Source organism: Aurantibacillus circumpalustris (assembly GCF_029625215.1).
GTDB classification, from domain to species: Bacteria; Bacteroidota; Bacteroidia; order B-17B0; family Aurantibacillaceae; genus Aurantibacillus; species Aurantibacillus circumpalustris.
The window spans coordinates 4,534,701-4,554,088 of record NZ_CP121197.1 but is presented as its reverse complement, the minus strand read 5'-3'; the positions used below and the strand labels follow the sequence as shown (position 1 = coordinate 4,554,088).

Annotated in this window: 18 protein-coding genes; 1 reads left to right on the top strand and 17 read right to left on the bottom strand. The window is 35.4% G+C overall.

The window, feature by feature from the left end; translation table 11 throughout:
- Nucleotides 1-56: 56 nt before the first annotated feature.
- The 15 genes from P2086_RS18810 to P2086_RS18740 all read right to left on the bottom strand — a co-directional run bounded on the left by P2086_RS18810 (nt 57) and on the right by P2086_RS18740 (nt 15,051).
- Nucleotides 57-842 carry an inositol monophosphatase family protein gene (locus P2086_RS18810; RefSeq protein ID WP_317898315.1) on the bottom strand — a complete coding sequence of 262 codons (786 nt, stop codon included), beginning with the start codon at nt 840-842 and terminating at the stop codon, nt 57-59.
- Nucleotides 842-2,371 (bottom strand): phytoene desaturase family protein, encoded by a 1,530-nt coding sequence (locus P2086_RS18805; RefSeq protein ID WP_317898314.1) that lies wholly within the window; start codon nt 2,369-2,371, stop codon nt 842-844. The genes P2086_RS18810 and P2086_RS18805 overlap by 1 nt, the downstream gene beginning before the upstream one ends.
- 6 nt (nt 2,372-2,377) lie before the next feature.
- Entirely contained in the window at nt 2,378-6,229 is a 3,852-nt protein-coding gene (locus P2086_RS18800) for a 1-acyl-sn-glycerol-3-phosphate acyltransferase (protein ID WP_317898313.1), read from the bottom strand.
- 3 nt (nt 6,230-6,232) lie between these two features.
- Nucleotides 6,233-7,405, bottom strand: a complete 1,173-nt coding sequence (locus tag P2086_RS18795) for a DUF2062 domain-containing protein (protein WP_317898312.1) — start codon at nt 7,403-7,405, stop codon at nt 6,233-6,235.
- Nucleotides 7,406-7,493: 88 nt separating this feature from the next.
- On the bottom strand, nt 7,494-7,880 hold the full coding sequence (locus tag P2086_RS18790; RefSeq protein ID WP_317898311.1) for an ApeI family dehydratase: 387 nt from the start codon (nt 7,878-7,880) through the stop codon (nt 7,494-7,496).
- A gap of 6 nt (nt 7,881-7,886) precedes the next feature.
- Complete coding sequence (gene lolB2, locus P2086_RS18785; protein WP_317898310.1) at nt 7,887-8,528, bottom strand: flexirubin biosynthesis protein LolB2; 642 nt, start codon at nt 8,526-8,528, stop codon at nt 7,887-7,889.
- Entirely contained in the window at nt 8,491-9,126 is a 636-nt protein-coding gene (lolA2, locus tag P2086_RS18780) for a flexirubin biosynthesis/transport protein LolA2 (RefSeq protein WP_317898309.1), read from the bottom strand. Before lolA2 ends, lolB2 begins: the two co-directional genes overlap by 38 nt.
- Nucleotides 9,119-9,889 (bottom strand): polysaccharide deacetylase family protein, encoded by a 771-nt coding sequence (locus tag P2086_RS18775; RefSeq protein WP_317898308.1) that lies wholly within the window; start codon nt 9,887-9,889, stop codon nt 9,119-9,121. The genes lolA2 and P2086_RS18775 overlap by 8 nt, the downstream gene beginning before the upstream one ends.
- Nucleotides 9,883-10,944 (bottom strand): beta-ketoacyl synthase N-terminal-like domain-containing protein, encoded by a 1,062-nt coding sequence (locus P2086_RS18770; protein WP_317898307.1) that lies wholly within the window; start codon nt 10,942-10,944, stop codon nt 9,883-9,885. Before P2086_RS18770 ends, P2086_RS18775 begins: the two co-directional genes overlap by 7 nt.
- 1 nt (nt 10,945) lies before the next feature.
- Nucleotides 10,946-12,136, bottom strand: coding sequence for a beta-ketoacyl-[acyl-carrier-protein] synthase family protein (locus P2086_RS18765; protein WP_317898306.1), 1,191 nt, complete (start codon nt 12,134-12,136; stop codon nt 10,946-10,948).
- A 21-nt stretch (nt 12,137-12,157) separates the two neighbouring features.
- Complete coding sequence (locus tag P2086_RS18760) at nt 12,158-12,418, bottom strand: phosphopantetheine-binding protein (RefSeq protein ID WP_317898305.1); 261 nt, start codon at nt 12,416-12,418, stop codon at nt 12,158-12,160.
- Between the two features lies 1 nt (nt 12,419).
- On the bottom strand, nt 12,420-13,061 hold the full coding sequence (locus P2086_RS18755) for a beta-ketoacyl-[acyl-carrier-protein] synthase family protein (protein ID WP_317898304.1): 642 nt from the start codon (nt 13,059-13,061) through the stop codon (nt 12,420-12,422).
- A 1-nt stretch (nt 13,062) separates the two neighbouring features.
- A complete protein-coding gene (locus tag P2086_RS18750; protein ID WP_317898303.1) occupies nt 13,063-14,187 on the bottom strand; it encodes a beta-ketoacyl synthase N-terminal-like domain-containing protein in 1,125 nt (374 codons plus the stop codon).
- Between the two features lie 2 nt (nt 14,188-14,189).
- Entirely contained in the window at nt 14,190-14,612 is a 423-nt protein-coding gene (locus P2086_RS18745; RefSeq protein WP_317898302.1) for an acyl-CoA thioesterase, read from the bottom strand.
- Complete coding sequence (locus P2086_RS18740) at nt 14,605-15,051, bottom strand: hotdog family protein (protein ID WP_317898301.1); 447 nt, start codon at nt 15,049-15,051, stop codon at nt 14,605-14,607. The genes P2086_RS18745 and P2086_RS18740 overlap by 8 nt, the downstream gene beginning before the upstream one ends.
- Nucleotides 15,052-15,379: 328 nt before the next feature.
- On the opposite strand from P2086_RS18740, the gene P2086_RS18735 reads away from it, so the two are divergent.
- Entirely contained in the window at nt 15,380-16,483 is a 1,104-nt protein-coding gene (locus tag P2086_RS18735) for a T9SS type A sorting domain-containing protein (protein WP_317898300.1), read from the top strand.
- Nucleotides 16,484-17,160: 677 nt separating this feature from the next.
- Here the strand turns inward: P2086_RS18735 and P2086_RS18730 are convergent.
- Entirely contained in the window at nt 17,161-18,198 is a 1,038-nt protein-coding gene (locus P2086_RS18730) for a beta-ketoacyl synthase chain length factor (RefSeq protein ID WP_317898299.1), read from the bottom strand.
- Nucleotides 18,198-19,388, bottom strand: coding sequence for a beta-ketoacyl-[acyl-carrier-protein] synthase family protein (locus P2086_RS18725; protein WP_317898298.1), 1,191 nt, complete (start codon nt 19,386-19,388; stop codon nt 18,198-18,200). Before P2086_RS18725 ends, P2086_RS18730 begins: the two co-directional genes overlap by 1 nt.

Genomic DNA, 19,388 nt, shown 5'->3' with positions numbered 1-19,388 from the left:
GAAAGTTTGATTAACGCTTGAAAAAAATGAAACAGTAAGTTTTATTGGAAGGATTATCAGAAGAATCTCTTAATTACTTTATTGAATTCTTTGGTCAATAAATTATTTGTAGCCGAAATTTCTTTACCAAAAAGCCAATTGTCTTTGCCGGAGAAATCGCAGACAGATCCACCTGCTTCTTGAACAATAAGTGCGCCAGCTGCAACATCCCAGGGTTTTAAATTGTATTCAAAAAAAGCGTCTACACGTCCGCAAGCCAAATAACAAAGGTCTACAGCCGCTGCACCAATTCTTCTTACACCGTGTGTATGCCGAATAAAATATTTGAGAGCGTTTAAATAATTTTCTAGCCTATCGAAATTGTAAATTGGAAAGCCACTTGCAATTAGGCTGTCGGAAAGTGTTAAACGTTGAGAAACCTTTATTTTTATACCATTTAAAAAAGCACCACCATTTTTTTGAGCAGAAAAACATTCGTCGCGACTCACTTCATAAACTACTCCCAATAAAATTTCGCCCTTGTGCTCAAGTGCAATACTCACTGCATAAGAAGGAATACCGTGAATGAAATTTGTTGTCCCGTCTAAAGGATCTACTATCCAATTAAATTCTTTTTTTTCGTTGAGTGTATTTTCTTCTACAATAAAGCCGGCGTCCTTGTAAATTAACTGAAGATCTTTTACAATAATTTCCTCAGCGGTTTTGTCAACGTAACTAACAAGATCATTAAGACCTTTAATTTCGACTTTTGAATAATTAAAATTTTCACGTTCCCGCCTGATAAACGCTCCTGCTTTTTTAGCTGTTGCAATAACTTGTTCTAATATATTTTCATCTAGCATTAAGAGGCTTCAGCGATTTTTTTAATGAGGTATTCTTGTCCTAATAGTTCAGAACAGGTCACCACCGAGCTTACCGTTACACCTAAAACACCATGTAAGTTAAGATTCTGCCCCGTAAGTAAAAGATTAGGAACTTTTGTTTTTGGAGATATAAACGTTTTTAAAGGATCTCTAAAATCTTTTGCAATACCATAAAGTGTTCCATCGCGACTTCCAATATAGTCTCTGTAAGTTAAAGGTGTTGAAGAGTAATAAGACTCTACATTGCCTTTTAGATGGGGCATGTGAGCAAATAATGTCTTAAAAAGTAATTGGGATTTTCGTTCTTTAAACTCTTCGTAACTTTCTCCCCTCGAATTTACTTTATTCGGAATAATATTTATTACATCAGCCCAGGCTTCCATTTCACTGTATTTCATATATCCCATCACAATCAAACTATCGGTGTATCCGGGATTTTTAGACGAGTATTGTGGGAACATTGCGTAGCCTTTTGGCCATGTGTCTTCGTCGTAGTTTATTGCATCCCAAACATCATCAATATCATAATGGTATTTGTTATGATTAAAGTACGGAAGAGTTCCTTTTTTTAAAACGATATAAAGTATGAAGGAAGAGGTTGTGTTTTGAATACTTTGAATTCGGTGCCTATATGCCTGACGAATATGACCTGGTTCAATCATGTCCATTGTTTTTGAAAGATCACAATTAGAAATAAAGGTTTTACCTCCAATGGTTCTTCCATCAGTTAATTCAACGTTTTTAATGTCGCTTCCGCTAAAATTAAATTTTGCCGCTTCGCAGTAATTGTGAATTTCTCCGCCCATTTTTTTAATAGCGTCAGAAAGATGTTTTGCAATTTGAGCACCGCCATCTAAGCATTTCCAAGCACTTTCAATATAGGTGTTTACGACTAGGGCATGAACGTATAAAGGCGTTTTATTGGCTTCTCCAGCATAAAGTGGATTTGTTCCTGCTAAAACATTTTGTAACTTTTTATTATTCGTAATTGATTCAATGTAAACCTTTGTATCGATTTCAAGAAACTTTGCTGCAAGCAAATCTTTGGAACCTGCTTCTAAGTTGTATAAAGGAAAAAAGCTGCAAATCTCTCTCATTTTATTGCAATAGCTTTCTATGTTCTCTTTTTCTCCAGGAAACTGTTCGCTCAAAGATCTTATAAAATTATCATATCCTTGAGCGTGTTTGTATTCAATAGGATCATTCGGAAATGTAACAATATCAAAACCATCCATGTCCATTTGTTTGAGTTTGAGTTTATCCATTAAACCAAAGTATTTAAAATACCTGTTTAAATTTTGCCCCTCGCTTAAACCGCCAATGTAATGAATGCCTGTGTCAAATATAACTTTGTCTCTTGAAAAAATTTGTAGACTTCCACCAAGCTGTCTGTTTTTTTCCAACACGCACACTTTATAGCCCTCTTTAGATAGAGTATAAGCAGAACATAGCCCACCTAAACCGCTACCAATAATTACAATGTCATATTTACTATCCGTTAGTCCCACTCTGTATTAATTTTTGTAATGAATTACAAACGTAACATTTGAAGTTAGTGTTGTATCATCTATAAGTTTATATTCAATAAAGTTAAAGCTATTAAGCGTGTTTTTAATTAAATCGGCTGAAGTAAAATGTAAACCACTTTCTTTCGTTTTGTTAAAGCCCGAATTAGTAGAGAAAAATTCGGTATAGCGAGTGCCCATGTGTCGTTTCTTTTTATCCGCATCTGCATCACGAACAATCATAACCCCGTTTTTGTTTAATTTATTTACACAACTTTTTATGAGATTAATCTGTTGTTCTGGCTCAAGATAATGAAGCACGTCATTTATGATAAAAGCATCAGCCTCGACAAACTCATATTGGGTTACGTCGGCATGAATAAAATTGGTTTTCGAATTTTTTGAAACGCAGTTTGAAGCGATGTTTATTTTTTCATCGTCGTAATCTAAGCCAAGTATTTCACGATCCTTGCTCATAAAACCAAGCATGAGTGATAGAAACCCATAACCGCAACCGACGTCAATAATCTTTCCTTTTTTAGGAAGGTACTTTTCGAAGTTTTCATAATTACCTTCCAGTTTTGTTTTAATACGGCAATACCATTCTAAAATAGGACCTTTATAAATGTAATTTTTTATTAATCTTGGTCTGAAATAGTTAACGGTTTCTTTTTCTAAACGTAGCTGAGCATACTCACTGCGCATGTACTCACGAACATTTTTAGACTTCTCTTTATATGCTGATCCAAACGCAGTATCATTAGGCAAGATTCTAGGGAAATATTTCAGTGTTACTTCACCTTCTTTAAAATGAAAATCTCCTTTGGTTACTAAGTCTCCAGCTCCGTGCAACAGCAGAGGTAGGATTTCTAATTGTAGTTGTTCGGCAAGATAAAAAGCTCCTTTATGAAAGCGCAAAATCTCACCACTCTGCGAACGCGTACCTTCGGGGAAGATCAATACAGAATATCCATCATTGGTAAGTTCTTTCATTTGAGTTAAAGCATTTTCGTAACCACGTGACGCTGGATAAAAGTCTGCCATCCTTACAATAACACCATAAAAAGGATTATTCCAAACGGCATCGTTGGTGAATACCACAATTTTTGGATGTAGCATAAGGATAAGCGCGAGATCGATGTGCGATTGATGATTACTGATTATAATGGATGGTTTTTTGAATTTTTCTTTATCTGGATTGATGATGTTTTTTTTAACGTTGGCAACAAGGTAAACCATGATACGGCAAACGTACATGATGATGTAATGAAACAAGAGTTTCTTTTTCTTTCGTGGCGCCGGAATGATGTGGAACAATAAAAAAGCAAAGGAATGCGTAACAATACTTCCCGCTACAAATATTGAGAAGCCAAGACCTGTAATCAACAAATTAAAAAGTGTATATGGCAATAAACCTCTTTTTCTGCGATTTAGAATCAGGAAATTATAAAAGAGTGGTTGGATAATAAATGAAATAAATAAAACCGTGCACATACCAATAATGGTAATGGCTGCGATGGATTTTAAAGCTGGGTGTTTAGCAAAAATCAATACACCAATCCCCACAATGTTAGTAAGAGCAGAAAGAAAAATGGATGTTTTATACGAGGCTAAATTTTTTCGGCCGTATTTATACTCGTGACCTAGACCATCCATTATAAAAATGCTATAATCGTCGCCTAAACCAAAAATAAAGGTGGAGATGATGATATTAATGATGTTAAACTTTAGCCCTAGAATCCCCATTATTCCTAGAATCCACAGCCAACTAACAAACATTGGAATAAAATTAATGATTGCTAATTCAATTCTTCCATGTGATAATAACATGAATCCAAAAACCAGGAAAGCGGTTATCATCAGAATTAAATTAAAATCTGAACTGATAATTTCCACAAACTGATTGGTCATGTATTGTTTGTCGAAGACCAATACATCACTCACACCTGAAAAAGCATCATAAACTTTTTGTTTTGTTTCTGGGTCTGATTTAACCAAATTTACAATGGTGGTAAGATCTTTGTTCTCAGTTATCCATTCGTTGGCAACAAGTTTTTTAAGACTATCTAAGTGTGATAAAGGAATTACTTTAAAATCTTTATTAAGCAGATTATAGAACTCTGAAAAGGCATCTTCTTTAAATTTATAACCAGAACCAAATTGAATGAGATTATTTCTTAGTGAATCTTTTCTTGCCTTGGTCCAAAAATCATTCCACCTATCAATACGAATTTTTTGAAGGGAATCTGAAATTAGCACAGTGCTAACTGAAGAATATTTTCCTACGCTTCCATCTTTTTTTAATTGCGATAATTTTTCAGAAGCTCTTTCATTCGCTTTCAAAGCTTCGTTTAAATTTTTTCCTTTCGAAATAACGTAAACAGATTTTAAAGAATATTTGTTAATGCGTTCAATGTTCTCTTGTGCCTTATTCAGTTTGTCTGACTGATAATTCATTTTCATCATGTCACTTTCAAACTCAACATAACTGGCGGTATAAGCGAACACAAGCGTAAGCAGAAAAGCAAGAATTACAATGGATTTATTTTTGTCCATTGGGTAAGACAAAGCTTTATCAATAATGGAAGGCTTGGCATCGTGATTTTCTTCTTGACTTTCTTTTTTTGATTTAAGTAGATGCGGTAAAACAATGATTGAGAAAAGTACGGCGCCAATCAAACTAAATCCTGCAAAGAGTCCAAAATCATGCAGGGCTTGTGACTTTGCAAACTGTAGACTTAAGAAAGCAGCAACAGTAGTCGCGCAACCAACAAGCATTGGTAAGGTGAGATCTTCAATTACTTTTTTTACCGAACGCTCGTGTTTGTAATGCGTAAAAAAATGAAGAGAATAATTAATGGCGATACCGAGCACAATGGAGCCTGCTCCAAGAGCAATGGCTGAAATTTCACCTTTAATAAAATACAGAAGTGTTAAAGAGAATAGTCCGCCAAAAGCTACAGGCAACAAAATGTATAGTATAACAAGCAGCCTTCTAAAAAAGAGAAAGAGCATAAGCATGATAACAGCCAAAGCGATGAGCGAGGTGAAAATACTGTCGTGGCGTATTTGAGCTGCGTTACCAGCTGCTACAGGAGTTGCTCCGTAATACTCAATCGTAACTTTACCGTCAAATTGTTTGCTAAGGTTATTTATTGTTCCATCAAGAGACTCAATGAATTTTTTGTTGGCGTCAGATTCATTGGGATTAACAGAAGGTGTAATAAAAAGCAAAAGATTTTTTTTGTCCTTTGTTTGAATGTATCCTTCGTTGACTTCAAAGTTCTCGTCAAACTGCAAGCTTTGTATTTTCTTTAAGGCAATTGGCGTTAAATTTAAAGGATCGCGTTTAAGATAACGTCCAAGGACCATTCCTGAAGGAGAGAGGAGCGTTCTGTAATCTGATTTTAAGGTGCTATTAACGCTGTCTCTTATTAATAAGCCTTCAATTTTTTGATAATCTTTTTCCTCTAAAAAGATGGGTAGATTTTCATAAAAAGTGCCATAAGTTTGCATCATCAACTCATTGGACACTTTATAATTTAATTCTTTAATGAAGTCTTTATTTGTGTTCAAAAGGGTGTCTGCAAGTTTATCGGCGCAGGCCATCATTTCTGATGGATCATTTACACTTGTGTCCGCATTAAACAGATTAATAACAAGTTTGTCTTTGATTTTAAGATTTTGAAGAATAAAGTTGATCTCGTCAATTTTTCCATCTTTTGGAATGAATTTGGTGATGTCCTCTTCACGTTTAAGTTTGGTACTGAAATAGCCGAAAAAAATCAGCAGAATTACAACCAATGCAAACAAAAGTGTTTTATGGCGTTGAAAAAAGGTATATAAACGCAATGCCAGCATAAATTAATTTCTCTTTCTTCTGACGATACTTAGGGTAATAAAAGTTACAATGCCCATGAATACTGAAAAAAGAACTGCTAAAACACAGGCGCCTGTAAGATAAGTATAAAGATTTAATTTTATGGTTTCCAGAGAAATGTCGTGAAGAGATAAATGACTTTTTTTGCCGGTGATTAGTTCGCCTGTTTTTAAACTCGCAATAAGGATAAAAGGTAATAAGGGGGGAATGCTAATATTTGCAGTTAAAATAACTATGGCTTTGTTGAGTCTTAATAAATAAGAAGTCGCAATGGCAGAAACCAATTGATAGCCCCAAATAGGAACAATTCCAAAAAAAATACCAACGCTTACGGATAAAGATTTTTTAATAATTGATTCGTCTTTATCGAAAAAATGTTTTTTTATAAAAGCCTTCAAGCTTGAAGGATGTAGGCCCTTTAACAAACGTAGTGGTTTGTACCAGCAGAACGCCAGAATAACAAAATAGGTATTTAAAATACTTATGCGTGTAAAATCTTTCGCTGGCCTAAAATGTGATACACGTTCACTACCTTTTGCATAAAATATTTTAACTGGCAAAGAAATAACCGGAATGCTACGCCATGCAGCTTTTACAATCACTTCAATTTCAAATTCAAAGCGCGGAGAAAAGAAATTTATTTTTTCTAATTTTTTTACGGGATACATGCGGCAACCGGATTGTGTATCGGGAAGTTTAATACCAGTTTCTACTCTAAACCAAAAGTTCGAAAACTTATTTCCAAAGCTACTGCCTCCGGGAACATTTTCTGAATTCATGTTCCTGGCGCCGATGATAAGCGATCCAGGTTGTTCTTCAATTTTATCTAAAAAACTTTCAAGGTCGCTCGGAAAATGTTGTCCGTCGCTATCAATAGTGATTGCGTAATCACACTCAAGCTCAAGGGCTTTTTTAAAACCATTACGCAGTGCCATGCCTTTACCCAAATTTGTGGGATGATTTACGCGAACAATGGAATTTTTAAATGAATCTAGTATTTGATTTGTGCTATCGGTAGCGCCGTCATTTACTACAATTATTCTATTTGTATATAGAAGGGTGTCCTGAATTACTTTTTCAAGTGTTTTTTCGTTGTTGTAGGTCGGGATAATGACATAACATTTTAAGTCAATAAAACGTGTATTTAGTCTGTTCACTTCCTCGCCCATAATAGCTAATATACCCTTTAAAAACGGGAGTGTAAAAATAGTAAAAAAGCCCGATAATAAAAGGTTTGGAGGCCATTTATTCTAAGACACTAAACTTGCCTTTAAACTTGGTGTATGTAGTGCCGCCATGACTGTAATTTGCGCTGACATCCAAGGTGTTTTCATTGATTTTTACAGTAAAACTAAGCTCCATGTCCGGATTTTCCTTTGGATTAATCATGGCTAAAAATTTAATGTTGTCTCCATTCACTAAAATCAACTCTTTTTGGAGTTTTTCCATCAAAATTTCCTTAATAATCTGAGTTAAACACACTCCGGGTACAATTGGAATTTGAGGAAAATGTCCCTTATAAATCTCATGTTCTGCATTAAAATGAATCTGACATTTAAAATCAAGTTTATTTTCGTCGGAAAAATTTGTCGAAATCTCTTGGTAAAAATTATCTAAAAGTGTGTTTTTCATTTTTCATTACTGCTTATTAATATTGTTCAGTTTTATTTTTAATCGTATTAGACCTTTGTGTTTCAGGTCAATTTGGTTTGCTTGTAAAGTATTGCTATAAAAATAAAATGTTTTTACTTTTGTACACAAAGCGCTTTTTTTCTTAATTGTTTTAACCGTTTTAGCACCTTTATTTAAAACATAATAGTAGCGAAAATTATCTTTCACTTTGTAAACTTTCTCTCCGTTTTTTTCAAAAAGGTCTGCTTGTTTGTTGAACAAATGTTGCAGCAAAATGAGTTTCATATCGCTTTTCAATAGATTTAAGATCTTTGGTTTATTAAGAGGTTCAAACACATAAACCAAATTAAAAGAAGTATCACGAATTTCATAATCAAACATTTTCATACCAATTTCAGTAATAAAAGTAAGATGAGAGGTGCTTGAATCTATCTGTTTAAGTACAATAAGTCCGCTAAAATGATTTCTAAATAAATCTATTTTTGCTTTGTAAAGCAAAGAATTATTTTGATCAATGATAGGCTGAACCTCATTTGTTGTGACAACTTCAGTTCGAATGAATTTATGACCACTGGCTGGAGAACAGGAAACGAGAGCAATGGCTAGCAGGCTATTTAAGAGTAAACTTATCTGAAGAAATCGTTTCATTTATTTTTTTATTCGTAAAATCAATGGTAGTGGTATCATCACCATTTTCAAACATCTCCAATTTAATTACCGAAGTTACGTTTTTGTCAAAATACATGTTTATCTTTTTCAGACTTTCTTTCATTGATTTTATAAGTGGAATCAACTCTAATCTGTATCCTTTATCATTTTCAAAATAATGAATGCTGAATTTATTGGATTTAAGAATATCGCCATTCACGCAAGAAATCATAATGTCATTTATTTCCTTAAAGACTTTGTTGGAGTTCATGTCGTATTTTTTCACCTTATTACTTTCGTCCTTAATCAAAATTTTATCTTTATTAATAACGATCACATACTTATAAGGATCACTGTATTCCCAGCGTAAATTATTTTGTTTCATAAACCAGAAAGCACCTTTGCTGGTTATTTTTTCCGAGAGAATTGAAAGGTTTTTTACCTGAGTGAAATCGCTTTGTATGGAGTTCGTTTCTTTCGACATTTTATCCACGTTGCTCTTAAAACCAACAGTGTCTTTCATAGCCTTATAAGCGCCTTGAGAAAGAAGACTTGTCGTGGAAATAATAAGTAAAAAAAACAGATAGCGTTTAAACATAAGCTTTTTTTTCAAGGAGTTGATCTAATGCAATTACGGTATAATTTTGATCTTTCAGATAAGTCAATAATTCTTTTAACACAATTTCTATGCCAATAACGGTGTCGTGCATAAGCACTATTGATCCAGGTTGCAGACGTTCTTTAATCCTCTCTAACACTTTTTGGGGATTTTTAATACTTGTATCAAGCGAACGAATGTTCCAACCAATCACATCCATATTTAATTTTTTTGTAGCACGCGCTAAAGCTGGAGTGGTAACTCCGTAGGGTGGACGAAAAAAAGTTGGCGTTTTACCAATTGTTTCGTGAATAATTTTGTTGGCAAGTTCTAATTCATTCACAAAGGAAGTGGTGTTTTTTAAATCAATAAAATAACCGTGTGAATAGCTGTGATTACCGATTAAATGACCTTTAGCGCTTATTTTTTTAAGAATTTCTTCATTCCCTTTAATGCGATTTCCAATGCAAAAAAAAGTTGCCTTTACATTAAACTCGTCCAATACTTTTAAAACTTTTTCTGTCTGCAGTACCGGACCATCGTCAAAACTTAATGCTACTACTTTGTCTTTTGTTTTTACTTTACAAATAGCTTTTATATGAAAATTGGAATGAATAAAATAAGCTCCGTAAAATTCTATAATTAAAAAAACTAAGAATAAAAACAAATAAAGACTCCAATGAATGGTGTAAGTTCTATTGAGAAACACAAGCGTAATTATTCCACAAATGAAGAGAATAACTATGTTGCGGTGTTTTAGCATTGTGAAATACACATCAGTGAATACTGCTGATCTGCAAAGTAGTTTACAATAAGAATATGTTTTATGTTTTCAGGAGAATTTTTTGAAGGAAGAGCGCAAGTCGGAACTTTTTGTTTTTGTAGAATAGTTGCTGAAAACCAAAGCGCAAAAGAACTGCATGTGAAATATTCTCCACACAAATTTTTAAAGTAAGCAAGTGGTAAATTGATTTCAGTAGAAAATTGTTTTAAATGTTTATCAGTTTCCACATTGCCATTTATGCCGCTTAATACAAGACTAATATCGTTTATAGAAAGGCCGAGTTCTTTTAAAAATGATTCTGTAATGTTTTTAAGCTGATCTGAATCTGAAATTTTTTGAATGGTTTTTACCCCACTTATTTTCGCGATACTTTTTTCTTGTTTAGTCAGACTCAAATTAAAAAAACAAGCACCTTCGCCTGCTACATAACCTTTTGTTTTGCTTTCCCACAATTTTTCCTGGAGGTCTTCCACTTTTTTTATGTGTCCTGCTCTTTCAAATAATTCTTTGAGAGGAGGATTTAATTCGTCAACTCCACCTACTAAAACGGTTTGTGCCTCACCTTCTTTCAGTAAAAGCAGCGCATCAAGCAAAGAATACTCAAAGGATAAATTTTGATGAACATAGGTAAAATTATAACCGTGGCATTTTACAAGCAATGCAATTTGTCCAGCTACAGTATTGTGTGTTGATTGTATAAAAGAAGTTGGGGTAAGCATTCGTTCGTTATTATCATCAATCGAACGTAAAAATTTATCAGTATCCTCGTAACAACCCATTGCTGTTCCCACAATTATGGCGTCGGTTTCTTCTTTTCCACTATTTCTCAAACACATTAAACCGGCGCTGATACCCATTTTTAAAATGTGTGAAGTACGGCGAATGGTATTAACTGGAATGTAATCTTTGTAAACTGGCGGTACAATGGCTAAAAAATTAGAAGTAGGTGTTTCACTTGTTTCCTCAAAAAAGAAATCTGCACTAATGGTATTGTGTGGAGAAATGCAGGCTAAGGAATTAATGTAAGCTTCCATATTAATTTTTACTGAAAATTAAAGTGGAACAATTGCCGCCGAAACCAAAAGAGTTAGACATCACATGGTTTAGGGTTACATCTTTTTCAAGGGCATTTACAGGGCTAATACTCAAATCTTTCATTTGTTCTGATCTATTCAGACAAGGGAAAATCATATTATTCTGCATGGATAGAATTGAAATAACGGCTTCAATAGCAGCTGCAGCAGCAAGTGTATGACCTGTGTATGCTTTTGTGGAACTAAATTTTGGAACCTTATTTTCAAAAATGGTCTGCATGGCAATACCTTCTGAAGAATCATTATTCGGTGTTCCGGTACCGTGTGCATTGATGTAATCTATATTTTGAGCAGGAATTTGTGCAACGTCCAAAGCTTTTTTCATGGCTAGTGTCGCGCCAAAACCTTCTGCTGAAGAAGCTGTTTGGTGGAATGCGTCATTGGCATTGCCGTAACCGCTCACGATTGCTAAACTTTTTTTATTAAATTTTTTAACTTGTTCTTCCGATTCTATAACCAGATAAGCGGCGCCTTCACCGAGGTTAAGCCCTTTTCTGTTTTCATCAAAAGGTTTGCACCATTCGGTATCTAAAATCATTAAAGTATTAAACCCGTTCAAAGTAAATTTGGAAAGTGCATCTACTCCGCCAACAATCACACGATCAAGAATATTATTTTTGATTAAGCGTGCACCAAGCATCACGGCATTCGCTGCTGAAGAACAAGCGGTACTTATGGTTGTGACGTATTCATCAATGCCAAGATCAGCCGCAATTCGATTGGTGCTTACACCACTAAAATGCGAATCAATAAAATTCTCATTCGTTTTCTTATCAAAAAAATCTTTGTAAACCAATTCTGAATGACACATGCCTGCAACCGTAGTGGAAGAAATAAAACCGGTGCGTGCTTCTTTTATGCTTGAAATTCCAGCTTTGTTGAGGGCTTCTTTTGCAGCAATCAATCCAAGGACCGTTGTGCGATCGTAATTTTTTGTTCCAGCTAATGAATTCAAATCTTCGTTGCTGAGTTTTACTTCGCCACACACAAATTCATCTTTGTGCGATGTTTTTAAATGATTTATTTTTTCAATGCCCGTTCTGCATTCTGATAAGGACAAAAAAGTATCTTCTACGCTGTTACCAATAGCGGAGATAATTCCCATTCCTGTTATATGAACGCGGGTTGACATTAAATGAAATAAAATCTAATTTTATTTTGAATTAGCAGCAATAAACTCTGCCATTGTTTTTACAGAAGCGAAAATTGCTTTAGATTCTTTAGGATCGTCAATTTTTACATTGTAGTTTTTTTCAAGAAGTACAATAAGCTCAAGTGCATCGATAGAATCAAGACCTAAACCTGTTCCAAATAGAGGAGCTTCAGCGTCGATATCTTCAGGTTTTACTTCCTCTAAATTTAATTGTTCAACAATTTGAGATTTAAGTTTTGTAATTATTTCTTGTATTTCCATTTTATAAACTAAATAAGTGTTGTAAGTTTTCTGAACTGTGCAATTTAAGGAAAGCTTCGTTTTCCTGTTTAAAATTAAGGTTTTTAACGCAATATACAAAAGCCTCCGCGCTTTGCTCATCAACGTTGACCCAGCCACCAAGAACGGTTGACACGTTAGCGTTTTTAAGCAGAAGATCGCAGTAAGAATACATTAATTCTGCATCAAATTTATCAGAAACAAAAAAAGCATTTTCACCAGTTATTTTGTGTTTGATAGCGATTTCACCGATAACAATGTTGGGAAGCGTATAAACAAAGACGGAAGGACTTGGAAAATAATTCTGTTTGTCAGCAATGGCACTTGCATGCGTTCGGTCGCTTTCCAGACTAGAAGCATTGTTTGAAATAACTAGGGCGATTTCGTTTTTTGGAAATGCATTAAAGTCTGGCTTATCACGAATGACGAGTTCGGCAGCAAGCGTCCCTAACTTACAGAGTTTATCCATTTTAAAAAACTTTGGATAATTTAACTCAATCTGTTTGTATAAACTGCTCATAAAGGCAGCTAGATCATTGCTTTTCTGACCTTCAAAAAACGTTTTACCGTTTACAGAAACAGAATTGTTTTTAATGCTACAATATGAAGTAATGACCGTTTCCAATTTATATTTTTTTAAAAATAGCCGCTGCGTTGCAACCTCCAAAGCCGGAAGCCGTTTTTAAACAAGCGCTTAGTTCTTTATGTTCTGTTTTTTGTATCATGTTTAAAGCAGCAGTAGTTCCTTGATTTTCGAATCCCATCGATTTAATCAATTTGTTTTCTGAAAGTGATTGAATAGAGATAATACTTTCTATAACCCCAGCTGCTCCGAGCGTGTGTCCGTAATAACCTTTTAAACTATTTATGGGAATGCCATTTAATTCCGCTCTTGAAAACGCAACAGATTCCATTTCATCGTTGTATTCGGTAGCAGTGCCGTGTGCGGAAATAAAATCCAAAGAAGGATTTCCAGCTGTCGCCATACTTTGAGAAACCGCCTGAAAAAGTCCATCACCTGTTCTGGAAGGTCCTGAAATATGATTCGCATCGTTTGCACTGGCTCCTGATAAAATAGTGATGTTGCTTAGTTTGTCTTCGCTTAGTAAAATACTTGCCGCTGCTTCTCCCAAATTGATACCAGTACGATTTTTATCAAAAGGTTTGCAAGCTTCATCACTCATGGCATTAAAAGATTTAAATCCCGATAAGGTAAATTCTGAAACTAAATCTGCGCCACAAACAATGATGTTTTTATAATTTTTATTTTCAATAAAACGTTTTGCAATAATAATAGCTAGCAGACCAGAAATACAGGCATTAGAAACTACTAAAGGCGCATTAACGCATTTAAAGTAATCACCTACCGTATTTGCAAAGTTTGATAAATAAGCTCTTTCAGGGGAAATATGCGGGTATTTATTTTCCAAAATATCTACATTGCCTTTGGTGGTTGATAGAATGAGGAGATTAGATTTATTGTTTAAATCAATACCTGATTGCGTAACAACATCGTGTATTGAGAGAATACACATTTTTTCGAGAAAGGTATATTCAGAGGGTTTTCCAAGAGCAGTAAACTTTTCGTTAAGCGTTTCTACGTTTATTTTTGAGCAGTAGATTGGTTTTTCAGAAAACTCAAAATTATGTTTTTTCGGACCCACCTTAGCTTCCAACACAGCGGAAAAGTTTTCACTGCTGGTAAAACCAAGCGGACTAATAATATTATGTGCACCGAAGAAAACGCCCATACTTATTTTAAATACTTGTTTTTCCAGGCTTCGAAAAAATCAGGCATGGTAATTTGAAGTTCTTTTCTCTCTAGGTGAACAAAAGCTTGAATGGTTTTTCCGGTGCAAAGTACCTCATCTTTACTATTAAAAATCTTGTATTCAAAAACTATTTTAGCGGCAGGATCATCTACCAGTGTGGTTTCTACACGTATTGTTTCTCCAAAACTAACTGGACGTTTGTAATCAATTTCAAGGTGTACCAATGGAATAGACAATCCGTTTTCGGTATAAATTTGTAAGTAAGAGAAATCGTTTGCACGTCCAAAATCTTCACGTCCATCTTCAAAATATTTCACATAATTGCCATGCCAGACAATGTTTAAGGGATCGCATTCGCTGAAACGGATGTGTATAAGTGTACTCTGTGTTAAAGATCTAGGCATTTGTTTCACTCGGTTTTTGAATAAATATTTTCATTTCGCAGTCTGCAATTATAGTCCCATTACAAACGGAACTTCCTTCAATTAATGTTACGCCCATTACATCTGCTTTAATCACAACCGTCGTTTCCAGTACATCGCCTACTTTTGGTAAAGCATGAATTTTAAGATCTTTCACAGCACCAATAAATCCTAATAAAGGTGCGAGACCATGTTTTTTTACTTCGTAACCTGCTTTAACAGCGGCTGTTTGCGCAATGTTTTCTATAATTCCGGGTTCATGAAGAATGCCGTTTTTTACAAAAATATTCCCTTCATCAACTTTAAATGTTGTTTTAGTCGTTGTTCCCTCGCAATAATTAAGCGTGTCAATCATCACCATCGGATGCCCTTGCGGGATGTATTCTGTAATGTGTTCTTTAGAGACTAAAAGCGCTTCCATTTTCTAAAAAGATAAGCCACGAAGATACGATTAATTTAAAAAACGGCTGTTTAATGCTTCATTTTAAAAGCATTTATCTTATCTTAGATAAGGCTTAATTTAAACTGTTTTAACCCGATTATCCAAAAAGAAAATCTAAATGAATTATTTTCAACAAAAAACTTTAAGATCTAACTCAAACAGGTACTTTAGAATCTTTTTGTTTTTATTTTTTGTTTTGAATATAAGTTTTGACGTGAAGGCGCAGATTGCTAATTATGTTAAGGATGGCGGCTTTTAAGAGGCTGTTCAAGGCGTAAGCCCACCAATACCGAAATTCTGGAATGCTATGGATACAACTGGTACAAAATTTTTCGGAAAGTTGTTTGCTAAAAATCTACCCCCTTTTATTGTGCCGCTCAGTTCACAGACCTATCAATGGCCAAGACACGGAAATAATTTTTTGGCGAGTACATTTTACTGCCCCTCATGTGCGTCAAACGTGCGCGGATATCCAAGAAATAATTTAAAGCAAGTTTTGACAGCAGGCAAAACCTATTGCTTCACGATGTACCTGAATTTAACTAATAAATCTTCTTATTCAATAGATCGAATGGGAGTTTATTTTTCGGATGCCACGAACGATACAATTAAGTATTGTGCAACTCCCATAACCTACTTAACTCCGCAAATTCAAAGTCCTGATAGCATGTTTCTTTCAGATACTTTAAACTGGATGCTATTCCAAGGTTTGTATACGGCAATTGGTAATGAAAAATATATAATTATTGGAAACTTTAGAAACAATGCGAACACGCATAATGTTTTTGTGAACTCAACAACGTTGCCTCAAATTTTTACAGATTACTGTATTGACGATGTAAGTTGCATCGATATTGATCTACCAGCCTTTGCTGGTAATGACGCGGCGGTAATTCCGGGGGATAGTGTTTACCTTGGTCGGGAATCAGATGTTGGGATTGATGAAGCTTGTATGTGGTATCAATTACCAACAGTTATTACACCCACAACACCGGCCATTGATACCATTGCAGGTTTTTGGATAAAACCTGTAACAAGTTGTACTTATGTTGTAAGACAAGATATTTGCGGTCACGTAAAATGGGATACGGTAATAATTGCGATGAACCCCGTTGGAAATGTTGATCCGATAGCTATCGGATTAGAGATGTTAAATGATAAATTGATGGTGTTTCCAAATCCAGCAAACGATTATTTAGAACTTAAAATTTCAAACGCCGATTTGACAAAAGATTCAAAAGTGATTTCTATTTATAACAACCTTGGTCAGTTGATCAGGGAAGAAGAGATTTCGTTTACCGAAAATAAACTTCTTTTTAAAACAAGTGAGCTTGAGAATGGGGTTTATTTTTTAAGGATTAAAAGTGTTAATGCAGGGGTTCTAAGTAAACGGTTTGTGGCAGCGCGGTAGGTTTACGAAAGTCCCGTCGAGGCCCTTGCGTAAGGTGACACTTTGCAGAGACTGCTTCGGTTTCATTGCAATCATCCGTTTTACTCGCAGTGACGGGTTCACAGAAGCACCGTCATTCCGAGGCAAACGCGTGTTAAGAATAAACCCGAAGGAATCTCTGCGTGGTATTACAACTCCTCAAAGTCCATGTGCATTGTAGCACTTGGCAGAGACTGCTTCGGTTTCTCTGCAATCACCCACATTACTCGCAGTGACGTTTTTCAGGTAGCACCGTCATTCCGAGGCAAACGCGTGTTAAGAATAAACCCGAAGGAATCTCTGCGTGGTATTACAACTCCTCAAAGTCCATGTGCATTGTAGCACTTGGCAGAGACTGCTTCGGTTTCTCTGCAATCACCCACATTACTCGCAGTGACGTTTTTCAGGTAGCACCGTCATTCCGAGGCAAACGCGTGTTAAGAATAAACCCGAAGGAATCTCTGCCAGGTAGCACTTGGCAGAGACTGCTTCGTTCCTCGCAGTGACGTGTTAAGGTTACACCTTCAAGTAATTCCCAATGTGTTCCTCCTTTACTCTTTCCCTCTGTGTTAAACCTTAGCGGGAGATGAGCATAAAGAATTGCAGCCGAATAAAAAACTCTGTGTTCCTCCTTTACTCCTGTCCCTCTGTGTTGAAACTTACCTGGATACCAACATAAAACTATGCTGCGCACCTTTGTAATTATTATAGATTAAAATATTTTCGAACGACCTATTTTCAGATTTTCGTTTTACACAATGATTAGGAAAAGAGCCGGTTTGTAGAATGTGCAAGGCAAGCCAAAGCGCATGCGAAGATGCCGTTGGATACTCACCACTCATGTGTTTAAAGCGTAAAATGTTTGTTGTTTTATCGACTAGTTTTTCTGCGGCTTCGTAATAAGGTAAAAAACGATTGTCACCGTTTTCACCGCTAATTAAAATATCAGGACTTTCATTTTTTAAATGTTGCGCAAGAAATGCTTTTAATTCCTGCATTACATACTGTTTATCTTCACTATGTACGGTGTGAATAGCTTTAAGTTGACCAAGTGCGCCTTCTTTTTTTGAATTGACGATACACATTACCGCGCCTTCACCAGCTATACTAGCGGGAGAATCAAGGGTGTAAAGATTCTTGTTAGAAACAGTTTCTTTTTTGTACCAACCTCCTAAAAAATCTACATTGTAATTATAACTGGATATTTCATCCGCCGCACCGAGCAAATAATTATTTTCAGGAAAATCGTTTAGCATCATCGCTGCATCAATAACAGCGTTTTCAAAAGAAAGTCCGCGATGCACATGCGTGATGTTGTAACCATTGTTTTTTTTCAATAAACCAATTTGAGCAGCGAGTCCATTCGGCGTGCTTTGAACAAAATTACCGGGTGTGAGCAAGCCTTCATCATACTCCATAATTTGATTCATGAATTTAATACAATCTTCCATGCCGCCATTTGCAGTTCCGATAATAATTCCATCTAAAGCCTTTGCATTTTCAAGAAGTGGAAGCGCTGCGCCAACTGTCATTTTCACCGCTTTGCCCATACGTCTTAAAATATTATTGGGAATTCCTTCATAGGAAGGTTCAATGACTTTTAATTTATTTTCTACTGATTCGTTTAACGCATCAATCGCAACAGTCGAAAAAGTTTGTTGAGGAGAAATACACGCTATTTTATGAATAAACAACATTACACTTTTGAAAATAATAAGGAACTACAATTACCACCAAAACCAAAAGAATTAGAAAGTACATGTTTCATTTCTTTTTTTGAATAGCTTGATACAGGAATAAGTCCCGTTTCAGGAATTGGTGTTTTAAAATTTAAACCGGCATATACCTCTTGATATTTTAAATTGAGAATACTGTAAACCGCTTCAATAGCACCAGCCGCTCCAAGCGTATGACCAATGTTTGATTTGGTAGAAGCAAAATCTGGCACACCATCTAAAAATAATCTTTGCATGGCTCGACTTTCCACTGCATCGTTATTTCCTGTGCCTGTTCCGTGTGCATTTATAAAATCAATTTGTGAAGCTTTTAAGTTGGCACTTTTCAAAGCGCCTTCCATGGCTAAATACGGACCGTTTCCTTCGTCTGAAAGAGAGGACGGATGAAAGGCATCGTTGGAATTAAAATAACCACTAAGCTCTGCGAAAATTTCTTTTCTGGCACAATCTTCTTCTTTTTCTAAAACAAGAAAAGCCGCACCTTCACCTAAATTCAGTCCTTTGCGGTTTTCATCAAAAGGTTGACAGATTTCGTTTGAAAGAATTCCAAGAGAGTTAAATCCGTTGATGGTAAACTTAGAAAGACTATCAACACCACCAACAATCGCTCTTTTTGCCAAACCTTGTTTCATAAGACGTGCGCCATACATAATCGCGTTGGCTGAAGAAGAACAAGCAGTGTTAATGGTATTTACAATGCCGTTTACCTTATAATGTTGTTGTAGAAATAAAATTACCGAAGCAAAATCGTAGGAAGAAAGATATGGCGAACCTTCTGTTTGTAAATTCGCATCTTTATACATTTCATCGGTTAGACACATACCGCCAACTGTGCTAGCGCCAATTAGAGCAGTGTCTTGAGATGTGATTTCATTTTCCGAAAGTGATGCATTGTGCAAGGCTTCTTTCAAAGCATGAAGCGCTAATAAACTTGTGCGTGTAACACTTGGTTCAGAAATGTTTAGTTTTTTTTTGAAATCTTCTGTTGAAATTTTCACTTCACCAAAAGGCATTTTGTCTGCGAAATTGGATGTAAGCATTTCGAGCTTTGTCATCCCACATTTACCAGCAATAAGAGCAGCACGGTTTTCAGAAACCGTGTTTCCAATGGGACTGATAACGCCAATACCTGTAATGAAGATTCTGCTCAC

Excerpts from the sequence above, each read along its gene's own strand:
- P2086_RS18750 (WP_317898303.1), bottom strand. The coding sequence starts at position 14,187 with ATGGGCGTTTTCTTCGGTGCACATAATATTATTAGTCCGCTTGGTTTT.
- P2086_RS18775 (WP_317898308.1), bottom strand. The coding sequence starts at position 9,889 with ATGCTAAAACACCGCAACATAGTTATTCTCTTCATTTGTGGAATAATT.
- lolA2 (WP_317898309.1), bottom strand. The coding sequence starts at position 9,126 with ATGTTTAAACGCTATCTGTTTTTTTTACTTATTATTTCCACGACAAGT.
- P2086_RS18790 (WP_317898311.1), bottom strand. The coding sequence starts at position 7,880 with ATGAAAAACACACTTTTAGATAATTTTTACCAAGAGATTTCGACAAAT.
- P2086_RS18810 (WP_317898315.1), bottom strand. The coding sequence starts at position 842 with ATGCTAGATGAAAATATATTAGAACAAGTTATTGCAACAGCTAAAAAA.
- P2086_RS18770 (WP_317898307.1), bottom strand. The coding sequence starts at position 10,944 with ATGGAAGCTTACATTAATTCCTTAGCCTGCATTTCTCCACACAATACC.
- P2086_RS18735 (WP_317898300.1), top strand. The coding sequence starts at position 15,380 with ATGGATACAACTGGTACAAAATTTTTCGGAAAGTTGTTTGCTAAAAAT.
- P2086_RS18730 (WP_317898299.1), bottom strand. The coding sequence starts at position 18,198 with ATGTTGTTTATTCATAAAATAGCGTGTATTTCTCCTCAACAAACTTTT.
- P2086_RS18760 (WP_317898305.1), bottom strand. The coding sequence starts at position 12,418 with ATGGAAATACAAGAAATAATTACAAAACTTAAATCTCAAATTGTTGAA.
- P2086_RS18765 (WP_317898306.1), bottom strand. The coding sequence starts at position 12,136 with ATGTCAACCCGCGTTCATATAACAGGAATGGGAATTATCTCCGCTATT.
- P2086_RS18800 (WP_317898313.1), bottom strand. The coding sequence starts at position 6,229 with ATGCTGGCATTGCGTTTATATACCTTTTTTCAACGCCATAAAACACTT.
- P2086_RS18745 (WP_317898302.1), bottom strand. The coding sequence starts at position 14,612 with ATGCCTAGATCTTTAACACAGAGTACACTTATACACATCCGTTTCAGC.
- P2086_RS18740 (WP_317898301.1), bottom strand. The coding sequence starts at position 15,051 with ATGGAAGCGCTTTTAGTCTCTAAAGAACACATTACAGAATACATCCCG.
- lolB2 (WP_317898310.1), bottom strand. The coding sequence starts at position 8,528 with ATGAAACGATTTCTTCAGATAAGTTTACTCTTAAATAGCCTGCTAGCC.